This is a genomic window from Pseudoalteromonas sp. PAR1 (assembly GCF_947311895.1).
In the GTDB taxonomy this organism is placed as follows: domain Bacteria; phylum Pseudomonadota; class Gammaproteobacteria; order Enterobacterales; family Alteromonadaceae; genus Pseudoalteromonas; species Pseudoalteromonas lipolytica_C.
In genome coordinates, this window is sequence record NZ_CAMZMY010000015.1 from 22,158 (window position 1) to 34,710 (window position 12,553).

The following is a 12,553-nucleotide window of genomic DNA, read 5'->3' on the forward strand; positions in this document are numbered from 1 at the left end:
AAAATTTCATGTCTGTTATGTATCAATCTGTCGATACTTTGCTAAAATATCCGCCAAATTTAAAGGAGTTCCGTCAATGTCAATGTATGTAGTGGGTCATAAGATCCCTGATTCAGATTCAATTTGCGGTGCAATTGCGCTTGCTTACTTAAAAAACCAAATCAATGAACCTGCGATCCCAACGCGTTTAGGTGAAGTATCACCTGAAACACAATTTATCCTAGATAAATTCGGTTTCGAAGCACCTGAGCTAAAACTTAGCTACGCAGGCGAAGACGTTTATATCGTTGACCACACAGAAAAAACACAAGCACCTGATGACATCGATGAAGCACGTGTTGTAGGTGTTGTTGATCACCACAAATTAGGCGACTTAACATCGTCAACACCACTTGAATGTTGGATCCGCCCAGTGGGTTGTTCAAACACCATCATCAAAATGATGTATGACTTCTACAATGTAGAAATTCCAAAAGATATCGCAGGCATAATGTTATGCGCTATCCTAAGCGACACTGTGATCTTTAAATCACCAACTTGCACAACGGCTGATATCAAGTGTGTTGAAGCACTTGCTGAAATCGCTGGTATTGAAGATTTCAAAGAACTTGGCATGGAAATGTTCAAGGTTAAATCAGCAGTTGAAGGCACGCCAGCACGCGATTTAGTAATGCGTGATTTCAAAGACTTCAATATGAACGGTAAGCTAGTAGGTATTGGCCAGCTAGAAGTTATCGACCTTGCTGTATTTGATGAAATCAAAGCAGATCTTGAAGCAGACATCGCAAAGCTTAAAGAAGAAGGCGGCCGCCACTCAGTATTACTCCTGTTAACTGATATCATGAAAGAAGGCTCAGAAATGCTAATTGCGTCTGATGACGTAGCAGTAATCGAAGCTGCTTATGATGTTAAATCAGAAGACGGTCGCGTTTGGTTAGATGGTGTATTAAGCCGTAAGAAGCAAGTAGTACCACCACTACAAGACGCTTTCGCAAAAATCTAATTTGCAAAAGACTGTTTAGATTATCTATACAGCTTATTCCTTAATGTCAAAGGTTCGCTTGTGTGAACTTGAGCGCATTTAGCGAAATAAAGTACAATGGATAAATTAAAGGCTTGGGTTAGCAATAGTCCAAGCCTATTTATTTTTTATTAGAGACAGATCATGGCGCAAACTCGCGGAAATTTATTTATCTTATCGGCTCCTTCTGGTGCAGGAAAATCAAGTCTTATAAGTGCTTTACTCAAAAAACACAACGATATGAAAGTGTCAGTATCACACACGACTCGTTCACCTCGACCAGGTGAAGAAAACGGTGTTCATTATCATTTTGTTTCTGTTGAAGCGTTTAAAGCATTGATCGAGAAAAATGACTTTTTTGAATGGGCGCAAGTTTTTGATAATTACTACGGTACTTCTAAACAAGCAATCGAGAGTCAGTTAGACGCTGGAATCGACGTATTTTTAGATATTGACTGGCAAGGTGCTCAGCAAATTCGTAAATTAGTTGATGATGTTGAGACTATCTTTATTCTTCCGCCGTCAAAAGAAGAACTTGAATCACGTTTAAATAATCGTGGTCAAGATTCACAAGAAGTAATTGCCGGACGGATGGCAAAAGCACAATCTGAAACTTCCCACTACAATGAATATGATTACGTTGTTGTAAACGATGACTTTGAAACTGCACTTTCAGAAATCGAAACGATCGTGATGGCTAAACGTTTATCGTTAAAAAGCCAAACTGTGCGCCATCAGGCGCTATTAGAGAACTTACTTAAATAATACTTTTTTAAGAATAAGATAAAAATTAACCACAAGCTATTGGCGAATTTAACTTGGTACAGTAAACTACGCCTTTGCTTAAGAATTTATTTGGAGTGCTAAGATGGCTCGCGTAACTGTTGAAGATGCAGTAGATGCAATTGGTAATCGTTTTGACTTAATTTTAGTTGCGGCTCGTCGTGCCCGCCAAATCGCGGTTGGTGGTAAAGATCCACTCGTTGATGCTGAAAATGATAAACCTACTGTAATTGCTCTACGTGAAATTGAGAAAGGGTTAGTAAATAGCTCGTCTATGGACCTGATCGACCGTGAAGAGCAACAACATCAAGAAGCAGCAGAAATGGCTGCTGTTGCTGCTATCGTTGGTGGCAACCAATAATCAAGCGCCCTGCTTTGATTTAGCTTAACGGCTAGTATTTCAACACTAGCCGTTGGCAAGCCCTTCTTTTCATCGTATATTCTATTCATACCGTTACCGATTTACTTCATTTGCGCATTGGAGTGTGACTTTGTATCTATTCGAAGGCCTAAAAAAGAAAATAACCGAATATTTGCCACCTGCTGAAATAGAGCTGGTTCAAAAAGCATACGTGGTCGCCCGTGAAGCTCACGAAGGCCAAACTCGCTCAAGCGGCGAGCCTTACATCACTCATCCAGTTGAAGTTACACAAATACTTGCCGGCATGCACTTAGACCATGAAACACTCATGGCAGCTTTGATGCATGATGTGATTGAAGATACCGATTTTAGCCAGCAAGACTTAGCAGAAATTTTTGGCGAGACCGTTGCTGAGCTTGTTGAAGGAGTGAGTAAGCTAGATAAACTCAGCTTTAAAGATAAAAAAGAATTTCAGGCTGAAAATTATCGAAAAATGATCATGGCGATGACCCAAGATATTCGCGTGATCTTAATTAAACTTGCTGACCGAACTCACAACATGCGCACCTTAGGCGCACTTCGCCCAGACAAACGCCGTCGTATTGCCCGTGAAACTCTCGAAATTTATGCCCCGATAGCCAATCGCTTAGGTATCCATGATATTAAAAACGAATTGGAAGATTTAGGTTTTCAAGCGTTATACCCAATGCGTCATCGCGCTTTGAAATCAGAGGTTATCAAAGCCCGTGGAAACCGAAAAGAAGTCATTAGTAATATTAAAACAGAAATAGAAGCACGCTTAGAAGAATCAGGTATCGACGCCACCATTTCTGGCCGAGAAAAGCATCTATATAGCATTTACAAGAAGATGCTAAATAAAGAGCTGTCATTTAACGAAGTGATGGATATTTACGCGTTTCGGATCAATGTCGATAACATGGATACCTGTTACCGCGTACTAGGTGTGGCACATAACCTTTATAAGCCAATTGAAACCCGCTTTAAAGATTATATAGCGGTTCCTAAAACCAACGGTTACCAATCTTTACATACCTCTTTGGTTGGCCCGCATGGTATTCCTGTTGAGATTCAAATTCGCACTCACGATATGGATCATATGGCAGACAAAGGGGTAGCTGCACATTGGATGTATAAAAAAGCCGGTGATAACGCAGGACATACTGCGCAACAACGCGCTCGCCAATGGATGCAAAGCTTACTTGAACTGCAACAAAGTGCTGGTTCATCATTTGAATTTGTAGAAAACGTTAAAACTGAACTCTTCCCAGAGGAAATTTATGTTTTCACGCCAGATGGCCGTATCGTTGAGCTCCCAATGGGAGCAACCGCTGTTGACTTTGCATATGCAGTACATACAGACGTAGGTAATACCTGTGTGGGTGCAAGAGTAAACCGTAAGCCTCACCCTTTGAGCAAACCTCTCGATACAGGGCAAACTGTTGAGGTAATCACCAGCTCTGGCGCGCACCCAAATGCGACGTGGCTAAACTTTGTTGTAACTGGTAAAGCACGTTTAGGTATACGTAACTATCTGAAAAGCCAACAACATGAAGAAGCGATGTTGCTTGGTCGCCGTTTATTAGATTCTGCACTTGGTGAGTCAAAATTAGATGACATCCCAGATGAAAATATCCGTCGAGTATTACAAGAACATAATCTAAATACTTTACTTGAATTACTCGTAGAGATTGGTTCAGGTAATCTTATGAGCGTATTAATTGCTAAACGCTTGATGCAAGACGATGTTGAAGATATAAACGACATCGCCAAAAAAGCCAAAGCAACAATCATAGGCACAGAAGGCATGTTAGTTAACTATTCTAAATGCTGCCGTCCCGTACCAGGTGATGCCATCACAGCTCATATCAGCCAAGGTAAAGGTCTGACTGTCCACCGCCAAGAATGTAAGAACATTCGAGGCTGGGAAAAAGAACGCTCAAAATACTTAGTTGTAAAATGGGACGATAACCCAGAAAAAGAATATATAGCCGCTCTGCGTATTGAGATCATCAATCATCAGGGTGCGCTGGCTAAATTAACCAATGTTGTAGCCTCAACCCAAGCTAACATAGTTGAGATAGCCACCGATGAAAAAGAAAGCAATTTATACATGATAGACCTAGGTATCACGGTTAAAAACCGTGTTCACGTTGCCAACATTATGCGCCGCATTCGCGTGATGCCTGATGTGCAAAGAGTCTATCGTAAAAAGTAACAAGGATAATTATGAACAAATCATTTATTTCTACTGATAATGCGCCTGCAGCAATCGGTACTTACAGCCAAGCAGTTAAAGTAGGCACGGCTGTTTATTTATCAGGTCAAATTCCATTAGTGCCAGAAACAATGGAAGTGATCTCAGAAGACTTTACTGAACAAACGCACCAAGTATTCAAAAATTTATCTGCTGTTTGCCAAGCTGCTGGCGGTCAAATTCAAGATATGGTGAAAGTAAATATCTTCTTAACTGACTTATCAAACTTTGCGATTGTTAACGAAGTTATGAGTCAATACTTCAAGCAGCCTTACCCTGCACGCGCTGCAATTGGTATTAGCGCTTTACCAAAAGGTGTGCAAATTGAGATTGACGGTATCATGGAGCTGCCTTCAACGAACTAATCAGCTATGCCAGCAGCTATTTGTTGCTGGCACTTTTATTGACAAATTTCTATTTTACCTCATCCGAAATTCTTGACTCACCAACGATTCTCTAGCAATCTGTATAGTAAAGGTATTCAGATCACCTCAAAATGTCATAGTTTGCATTTTAAATAGGCTTAATATCAACGTATTACTTTGCCTTTGTTGGCAATTTATTTGAAGAAGTAGCACCGATAAACATTAGGCTCAAAGAAATGTTCAAACGATTGGTTTAAAAAGCGATTTATATTGCGTTATTGATTTTTACCATTATGTGAATCAAAACCTTATTTGAAGCGCTTGAATACCAATTAGAAGCTAATTTTTTGAGATGGTTTGGGTTTACTAAGTAACCCTTTCACTATTGTTGTATAAAAGGATCTCCACGTGTTTAAGCTCGCTCACAATGGCAACGTTTTATTAGATGTTCATGAACATTCGCCACCAAGTGCTGCATTTATCATCGAAGCACTTGAGAAATCACCTTATAGTGAGTGCCGAGTTGATCACGACTCTATTAATAACTTTTTTAAAAGTGAATCGAATGAGCGTACGCTCGTTGTTGCCTCTAAACATGATGCAACCCTAGAAGTAAAAATAAGTGATGACAAAATGCAGGCGATAGGCGAATTAACAGTCGCTGAAGGCGGCAAAGTTATGAGCTTAGAAGACGCCAAAAAAGAGCTAATAAAAGCAGGTGTAGCACGAGGTTACAAACAGGCATTTTTAGAAAAGTTATTACAACAGCAATTTGAATTACCAGCAGGCACCAAAACAGAAGGTGTTTTAGCAAAAGGCCGTCTTCCAATTGATGGTCAGCCATCCAAGTTTGTGCCACAAGTCGAAACACTAAAAGATCGCCTAAAAAAACCAAAACTTCGCGAAGATGGCACTGTTGATATGCGTGATTTTGGTAAATTAGCTAGCGTTGAGCCCGGCGTGCTGTTGATTAAGCAAATTCCAGCGACTCCAGGAAAAGAAGGCTTTACAGTGACAGGCGATGTACTTCCCGCCAAACCGGGAGAGAGCCTCACTTTGGTCGCAGGTGAAGGCACCGAAATCTCTAAAAACAACCCACTAGAACTTATTTCTGTCATTGCAGGTGTGCCGGTTGAGATCGCCAACGGAATGCGCGTAGATGATATTTTTACTATCGCCGATGTAAACGTAAAAAGTGGTCACGTAGACTTTGAAGGTAGCGTCATTGTTACTCACAACGTTGAACCGGGCATGCGTATTAACGCCAAAGGCGACATTACCGTAATGGGCACCGTTGAGTCAGGTAACTTATCCGCCGCTGGCAACATCACAATAAAGCAAGGCGTCATTGGTCATCAGCTAGAAGATAAAAGTCTTTCCTGTAATATTATTTGCCAAGGTGATATTCACTTATCTCATGGCCAATACTGCTACTTAGAAGCGAATAATATCCTTATTGAACGTCAATCTAGCCACTGTGTCATGAAGGCTACTAAGCTGTTACAAGTTGGTCAAGAGGATAACCCACAGGGCAAACTGTTTGGCGGTGAGATTTTAGATGCACAAATGGTTATTGCTGGTGAAATTGGCAATGAATCTGGCGCAAAAATGTTAATAAACTTAGCAGCATCAGGTGCCGACGTCACCGCACAAACAGATCAATGCCTAAAAGATCTTGCGCAGACAGACTCACAACTCGACACTCTTCAAGAAGCAATAGAAAAAGCGGATCAAGTAAAAGATGTTGAGAAGAAAAAACTGTTACTCGCTAAAATAGGTGCCACACAAATGCATTACTGTGAGCAAGCTGAAATGTTAGAAAAAAAACTATCAACGCTTGAGAACCACCTACATGACTTACTTGAAGACGCAAAGCTCATTGTTAATAAAACACTGCACTCTGGTGTAGAAATTCATATTTTCGACAAAGTATTGCGTACAAACCGCCAATACCCACCGTGTAAGGTCAAGCTTGAAGAAAACAAGGTTGAGGTAGAGTTTAAAACCAGTTAATAAAAAAGAGGCTTAAAGCCTCTTTTTACCAGGGTCATTAATCTTAATTTAAAGAATTCCTTCCACTTGCTCTTTTAGTTGCTCAGGCCATACACCTACTTGTACTTGTCCAATGTGCTGCTTTTGTAACAGCAACATAGCCAGTCGAGATTGGCCAATACCACCACCTATTGTTTGCGGAAACTTTTTCGCAAGTAGCTGTTTATGCCAATCAAACTCTAAGCGAGCCTGATCGCCAGTAATCGCTAACTGAGTAGCTAAAGCATCAGGGCTTACGCGAATGCCCATTGAAGATATTTCAAAAGCATCTTCAAGCACAGGATTCCAAACTAAAATATCACCATTTAAGCCTGCAAATTTGCTGCATGTTTGCGTTGACCAATCGTCATAATCCGGTGCCCGTACGTCATGAATTTTACCATCGGCGAGTGTGCCGCCAATACCAATTAAGAATACCGCACCGTATTCTTGCGCCACCGCTTTTTCACGTTGTTTCGCAGTAAAGTCAGGATACATCTGGCGCAACTGCTCACTATGTATAAAGGTGATTTGCTCAGGCAAAAAAGGCGTTAAATCAAATTCACTCGCTACAAAGCGCTCGGTTGCTTTAATCGCCTGATAAAGTGATGTCACAGTTTCTTTAAGCTTATCAAGAGTACGCTCCGTGCTCTCGCAAATTACTTTTTCCCAATCCCATTGATCAACATACACTGAATGAATTGGGCTAAGTGACTCTTCATCAGGGCGAAGTGCTTTCATATGCGTATAGAGCCCCTCACCTACTGAAAAACCGTAATCAGCCAAGGTTTTACGCTTCCACTTAGCTAAAGAATGAACTACTTCAAATTGACTACCAGGAATTGTTTTTACTGCGACCGAGACAGCATTTTCAGTACCACTTAGATTATCTTGAATACCATCGCCCACCTTTGCCAAGATTGGTGCTTGTACTTCAACTAACCCTAATTGTTGTTCTAATTGGCTTGAAAAGAACTGTTTTACTTTACTAATTTGCTGCTGTTGCTGCAGATAGTGTGAACTCATAATAATTGGCCTCATTCCCAGTTATTGTTACTTGCTTTATGAGAAAAGCCCGCTGCTTGGCTTTCTCCGATAAATCAATCCTCAACTAAACCAAGATTATTTTCAATAACCACCAACAAAAAGAACTTAACATTGAAATTTTCATAAAAATAATGCTATAAAAATTACTGATTCAACAATTAGCAACAAGAAATACTATGGAAAATTATCAAATCGATAATCTCGATAAAAACATCCTTAACGCATTAATGGAAAATGCCCGAACAGCGTATGCAGAACTTGCTAAACGCTTTGCTGTGAGCGCGGGTACTATTCATGTACGAGTCGAAAAAATGAAACAAGCAGGTATTATTACAGGCACCCAAGTAAGTATTAATGCTAAACAACTTGGTTATGATGTCTGTTGCTTTATTGGTATTAACCTCAATAACGCCCGTGATTATCCGCAAACCTTGCTGCACCTAAAAGAGCTAGAAGAAGTGGTTGAAGCCTATTACACCACGGGAAATTACAGTATTTTTATCAAAGTAATGGCTCGCTCAATTGATCACTTACAAGATGTACTGATCAATAAAATCCAAGCGATTGAAGCCATTCAATCAACAGAAACGCTGATCTCACTTCAAAACCCAATTAGCCGTGCTGTTGTTCCCTAGGGTATAATCAGCGCCAATTAGAATCCGTCAACGAGCACACAACTATGGATACAACTCGCTTTGAGCGTGTAAAGCGCGTGTTAGATCGCCGCCAAACGGACCTAACGGTTTGTTTAGAAGAAGTACATAAACATCATAATTTATCAGCCATTGCCCGCACAGCAGATGCCACGGGGTGTCATCATGTACATGCAGTGTGGCCCGATAACCAAAAGTGGTTAACTAACAATACCTCAGGCGGTAGTAAGAATTGGCTTGAAACTCATTTACACCGCAATATTGATGAGGCTGTAGCCACAATGCGTGCCCATAATCCTGAGGTACAAATTTTAGCAACTAATCTCAGTGATGATGCCGTTGATTTTCGTGACATTGATTACACCAAACCGACGGCTGTTATTGTTGGTCAAGAACGAGATGGAATTTCACCTCGGGCACTTGAACATGCCGATAAGCACATCATCATTCCAATGCAAGGCATGGTGCAGTCTCTTAATGTGTCTGTTGCTGCTGCACTTATTCTATTTGAAGCACAGCGCCAAAGAGAAGTAGCCGGGCTCTACGACCGCAATATGCTTGATGCTAAAGTTAAGCATCGTATTTTATTTGAAGGCTGCCACCCTATTATTGCTGAGCAATGCCGAGATAAGGAACTGCCTTATCCTGAGCTTGATGAAAACGGCATCATTATTGCTGATGAAGCGTTTTGGCATACCTTAAAACATACGCAATCGCTTGATGCCTCTAACGAGTGCAAGTAAACTGAAAAAATAGTCTACTAATTAACAATTTGAGTCACCTTTGAGTCACCCTAGCTTAGCGTTATACCCAATCACAGAATTAAAAGGCGTCGGCCCGAAAATGGCCGAGCGCCTCGCTAAGCTAAATATTCATACGGTGCAAGACATGCTGTTTCATTTGCCTCACCGCTATGAAGACCGCACCCGCATTCACCCAATTTGCGAACTACAACCGCATAGCCATGTTAGTGTTGAAGCCACCATTGAAACCAGCCAAATCACCTTTGGTAAAAGACGCATGCTGGTTTGCCAAATTAACGATGGCACGGGCCGTTTAACGCTGCGATTTTTTAACTTTAGCGCAGCTCAAAAAAATGCTTTAAGTGCAGGTAAGATCATTCGCTGCTTTGGTGAAATACGCCGTGGTCGTGTTGGTTTTGAAATGACACACCCTGAATACAGCCTATCGGATACCCCTTCAGAGCAACCTACAAATACCACGCTCACGCCGGTTTATCCTGTTACTGAAGGACTAAAACAATTATCTATTCGCGCGCTTAGCGATCAAGCGCTTGCGCTATTGTCTAAATACCCGGTAGAAGAATTACTGCCAGAACAGTTTCAACCAACCGGAATGAGCTTAGCCGGTGCGTTAATGACCTTACATCGCCCACAAAACGATGTTGATTTAACCGCCCTTGAACAAGGTATGCACCCTGCCCAGCAACGGTTAGTGTTTGAAGAGTTACTTGCGCAAAATTTAAGCCTTTTAAAGTTACGCCAAAAAGGGCAAGCCGTAAAAGCCGTCCCTTTAAAGCCCCATAACCAACTTGAGCAACAGTTTTTAGCAAATTTAGCCTTCAGCCCAACCAACGCGCAAAGTCGTGTCGTGGCAGAAATCAAAGGTGACTTACAACACCCGTTTCCGATGATGCGCTTAGTACAGGGCGATGTAGGTTCAGGTAAAACCTTAGTTGCAGCACTCAGTGCTCTCACCGCTATAAGCGAAGGCTACCAAGTAGCTTTAATGGCACCTACTGAGATTTTATCCGAGCAGCATGGCATCAACTTTAGCCAATGGTTTAATCAACTCGGTGTTGAAGTCGCTTGGTTAGGTGGCAAAAGTAAAGGTAAAGAGCGCACAGCAACTTTGGAAAAAATCGCCTCTGGGGAAGCACAAATGATTGTTGGCACCCATGCGTTATTCCAAGAGCAGGTCGAGTTTAATAATCTGGTGCTAATCATCATCGATGAACAACACCGCTTTGGTGTTCATCAGCGCTTATCACTGCGTGAAAAAGGCCGTTTTGGTGACTGTTACCCACACCAATTAGTGATGACTGCAACGCCTATTCCGCGTACTTTAGCCATGACAGCCTACGCAGACTTAGAAACCTCAGTAATTGATGAATTACCACCGGGTAGAACGCCCATTACAACGGTGGCTATTCCTGATGCCCGTCGAGACGAAATCATTCAACGTGTTAAAACCGCATGTACAGATCAAGGTCGTCAAGTGTATTGGGTTTGCACCCTGATTGATGAATCTGAAGTGCTACAATGCCAAGCCGCAGAAGATAGCGCAGAGCAATTAAAAGCAGCACTACCCGAGCTAAACGTCGGCTTAGTACATGGCCGAATGAAAGCCACTGAAAAACAAGCCATTATGAGCGAGTTTAAAGCAGGTAATATTCATGTACTCGTTGCCACAACGGTGATTGAAGTGGGTGTTGATGTGCCTAATGCTAGCCTTATTATTATTGAAAACCCTGAACGGCTGGGGCTTGCACAACTCCACCAGCTGCGTGGTCGTGTTGGTCGTGGGGCAACTGCATCACACTGTGTTTTACTCTATCATGCACCATTGTCAGCCACAGCGCAAAAACGCTTAGGGGTACTTCGTGAAAGTAATGATGGCTTTGTGATTGCTGAACGAGATCTTGAAATTCGTGGTCCAGGCGAAGTACTTGGCACCAAACAAACAGGCCTAGCTGAATTTAAAATTGCTGACCTAAACCGCGACAAACAAACGCTCAATCATGTCAGACCTATAGCCTTCAAAATATTAAACGACTACCCAACGCTTACCGATAAATTGATTCAACGCTGGCTTGCTGGCAAATCAGACTACGCACAGGCTTGATCGCAAATCAAAGCGCAATCTGATTTATAAATTTCCTACTAAACAATAAAAAAGCCCAGCTAATAAGCTGGGCTGACAAGTTAGGGAGTTATCCAAGGGTTGGATTAGAACTTGTATTCAATACCAACACCTAAGTAATCTTGGTCAACTTGATTATCTGTATCAAACGTTGAGTAGAAACCAAATACTTTCGTGTTTTTGCTAAGCTTGTGATCAACACCTGCAGAAATAGCTGTTTTCTTATCGCCTTCATCAAAGTCAATTACTTGGTATTGTACTTTGAAAGTGTTGCTATTCATTTGGTAAGCAGCATTTACTAAGTAACCATCAGCTTCTGCACTACCATCCACTTTCTCTTGTGTTTGGTACATAGCACCTAGTTTGAAGTCACCAACTTTACCTTGCACTGTTGCACGAACAATGTCGTAACCTTTTACTTCGCTGTCAGCTGCAATTGATGCATAAAGTTTGCTTTCTTTAAGTTTTGCATCGCCGTAAGTTAGCGCTACTGAGTAACCGTTATCAGCATCTACATCATCTTCAGCCACATACGTTGCTAATACTTTGAAGCCACTGAAATCTTTAGAAGCATAAGAAATTGTGTCACCTAAACGGTTTTCGCCTTTGAAACCATTTTTGATATCTGCTTCAAGGTCATTGAATAAATCAATTTTACCTTGAGATTGCTTCATAGCTGTATCGTTACGACCGATAACAACCTGACCAAAGCTGCCTTTAAGACCTACATATTGGTTACGTGCAGTGATGTTGTCATCATTGTCGCCTTTTGAATCAGCGTCAGATACGTCAACACCAAACTCAAATTTATAAACCGCTTCTAAGCCTTCAGAGATTTTCTCTGAGCCTTTTAAGCCAAAACGTGAGTTATTGCTTTTAATTTCTGTGAAAGACCCTTCGCCATCATCTGATGATTGAACAGTCACGTTTGCTTTACCATATACATCTACATCAGCTAATGCAGAAAAAGATAAGCCACCAAATAAAGCTAGGAATAAGCTAGACTTTGCAAATTTCATGTCGTTTCCTCAATAATCGCAACAAAAAACACATGTTGTGTTTCAATGCGCGCAGTGTGACAGCGAAAAATGACAGAAAGATGACAATTGAAACAAAATCGTCAATTTAGCTTCA

11 protein-coding genes are annotated in these 12,553 nt (G+C 41.3%); 9 read left to right on the forward strand and 2 right to left on the reverse strand.

From position 1 onward, the window contains the following. The first annotated feature begins 76 nt into the window (after nucleotides 1-76). The 6 genes from QL229_RS13270 to QL229_RS13295 all read left to right on the forward strand — a co-directional run bounded on the left by QL229_RS13270 (nucleotide 77) and on the right by QL229_RS13295 (nucleotide 6,818). Nucleotides 77-1,003, forward strand: a complete 927-nt coding sequence (locus QL229_RS13270; RefSeq protein ID WP_138557034.1) for a manganese-dependent inorganic pyrophosphatase — start codon at nucleotides 77-79, stop codon at nucleotides 1,001-1,003. Nucleotides 1,004-1,165: 162 nt separating this feature from the next. Next, entirely contained in the window at nucleotides 1,166-1,786 is a 621-nt protein-coding gene (gmk, locus tag QL229_RS13275; RefSeq protein WP_135926153.1) for a guanylate kinase, read from the forward strand. Between the two features lie 103 nt (nucleotides 1,787-1,889). Further along, nucleotides 1,890-2,165, forward strand: coding sequence for a DNA-directed RNA polymerase subunit omega (gene rpoZ, locus QL229_RS13280; protein ID WP_036973056.1), 276 nt, complete (start codon nucleotides 1,890-1,892; stop codon nucleotides 2,163-2,165). Between the two features lie 130 nt (nucleotides 2,166-2,295). Then, the gene (spoT, locus tag QL229_RS13285; RefSeq protein WP_135926154.1) at nucleotides 2,296-4,401 is read left to right on the forward strand and encodes a bifunctional GTP diphosphokinase/guanosine-3',5'-bis pyrophosphate 3'-pyrophosphohydrolase; all 2,106 of its coding nucleotides are present in this window, start codon (nucleotides 2,296-2,298) and stop codon (nucleotides 4,399-4,401) included. Nucleotides 4,402-4,412: 11 nt separating this feature from the next. Then, a complete protein-coding gene (locus QL229_RS13290; protein ID WP_135926155.1) occupies nucleotides 4,413-4,805 on the forward strand; it encodes a RidA family protein in 393 nt (130 codons plus the stop codon). 408 nt (nucleotides 4,806-5,213) lie between these two features. Then, nucleotides 5,214-6,818: a FapA family protein gene (locus QL229_RS13295; protein ID WP_138557035.1), complete on the forward strand. Its 1,605-nt coding sequence runs from the start codon at nucleotides 5,214-5,216 to the stop codon at nucleotides 6,816-6,818. A gap of 48 nt (nucleotides 6,819-6,866) precedes the next feature. On the opposite strand, the gene asnA is transcribed toward QL229_RS13295, so the two are convergent. Then, complete coding sequence (asnA, locus tag QL229_RS13300; protein WP_281547044.1) at nucleotides 6,867-7,862, reverse strand: aspartate--ammonia ligase; 996 nt, start codon at nucleotides 7,860-7,862, stop codon at nucleotides 6,867-6,869. Nucleotides 7,863-8,059: 197 nt separating this feature from the next. Between asnA and asnC the strand changes: the two genes are divergently transcribed. From asnC to recG, 3 genes are read left to right on the forward strand one after another with little or no spacing between them, the layout of a single operon-like run. Further along, complete coding sequence (gene asnC, locus QL229_RS13305; protein WP_062567385.1) at nucleotides 8,060-8,518, forward strand: transcriptional regulator AsnC; 459 nt, start codon at nucleotides 8,060-8,062, stop codon at nucleotides 8,516-8,518. Nucleotides 8,519-8,562: 44 nt separating this feature from the next. Next, the gene (gene trmH / locus QL229_RS13310; RefSeq protein ID WP_281547045.1) at nucleotides 8,563-9,279 is read left to right on the forward strand and encodes a tRNA (guanosine(18)-2'-O)-methyltransferase TrmH; all 717 of its coding nucleotides are present in this window, start codon (nucleotides 8,563-8,565) and stop codon (nucleotides 9,277-9,279) included. A gap of 40 nt (nucleotides 9,280-9,319) precedes the next feature. After that, nucleotides 9,320-11,401, forward strand: a complete 2,082-nt coding sequence (gene recG, locus QL229_RS13315; RefSeq protein WP_281547046.1) for an ATP-dependent DNA helicase RecG — start codon at nucleotides 9,320-9,322, stop codon at nucleotides 11,399-11,401. Nucleotides 11,402-11,505: 104 nt separating this feature from the next. Here the strand turns inward: recG and QL229_RS13320 are convergent, their stop codons facing one another. Next, complete coding sequence (locus QL229_RS13320) at nucleotides 11,506-12,438, reverse strand: porin (protein ID WP_135926160.1); 933 nt, start codon at nucleotides 12,436-12,438, stop codon at nucleotides 11,506-11,508. Between the last annotated feature and the right edge of the window lie 115 nt (nucleotides 12,439-12,553).

Bases quoted from the DNA above. Each gene is read 5' to 3' on its own strand.
- QL229_RS13270 (WP_138557034.1), top strand. From the start codon at position 77: ATGTCAATGTATGTAGTGGGTCATAAGATCCCTGATTCAGATTCAATT.
- gmk (WP_135926153.1), top strand. From the start codon at position 1,166: ATGGCGCAAACTCGCGGAAATTTATTTATCTTATCGGCTCCTTCTGGT.
- rpoZ (WP_036973056.1), top strand. From the start codon at position 1,890: ATGGCTCGCGTAACTGTTGAAGATGCAGTAGATGCAATTGGTAATCGT.
- QL229_RS13290 (WP_135926155.1), top strand. From the start codon at position 4,413: ATGAACAAATCATTTATTTCTACTGATAATGCGCCTGCAGCAATCGGT.
- asnA (WP_281547044.1), bottom strand. From the start codon at position 7,862: ATGAGTTCACACTATCTGCAGCAACAGCAGCAAATTAGTAAAGTAAAA.
- asnC (WP_062567385.1), top strand. From the start codon at position 8,060: ATGGAAAATTATCAAATCGATAATCTCGATAAAAACATCCTTAACGCA.
- trmH (WP_281547045.1), top strand. From the start codon at position 8,563: ATGGATACAACTCGCTTTGAGCGTGTAAAGCGCGTGTTAGATCGCCGC.
- QL229_RS13320 (WP_135926160.1), bottom strand. From the start codon at position 12,438: ATGAAATTTGCAAAGTCTAGCTTATTCCTAGCTTTATTTGGTGGCTTA.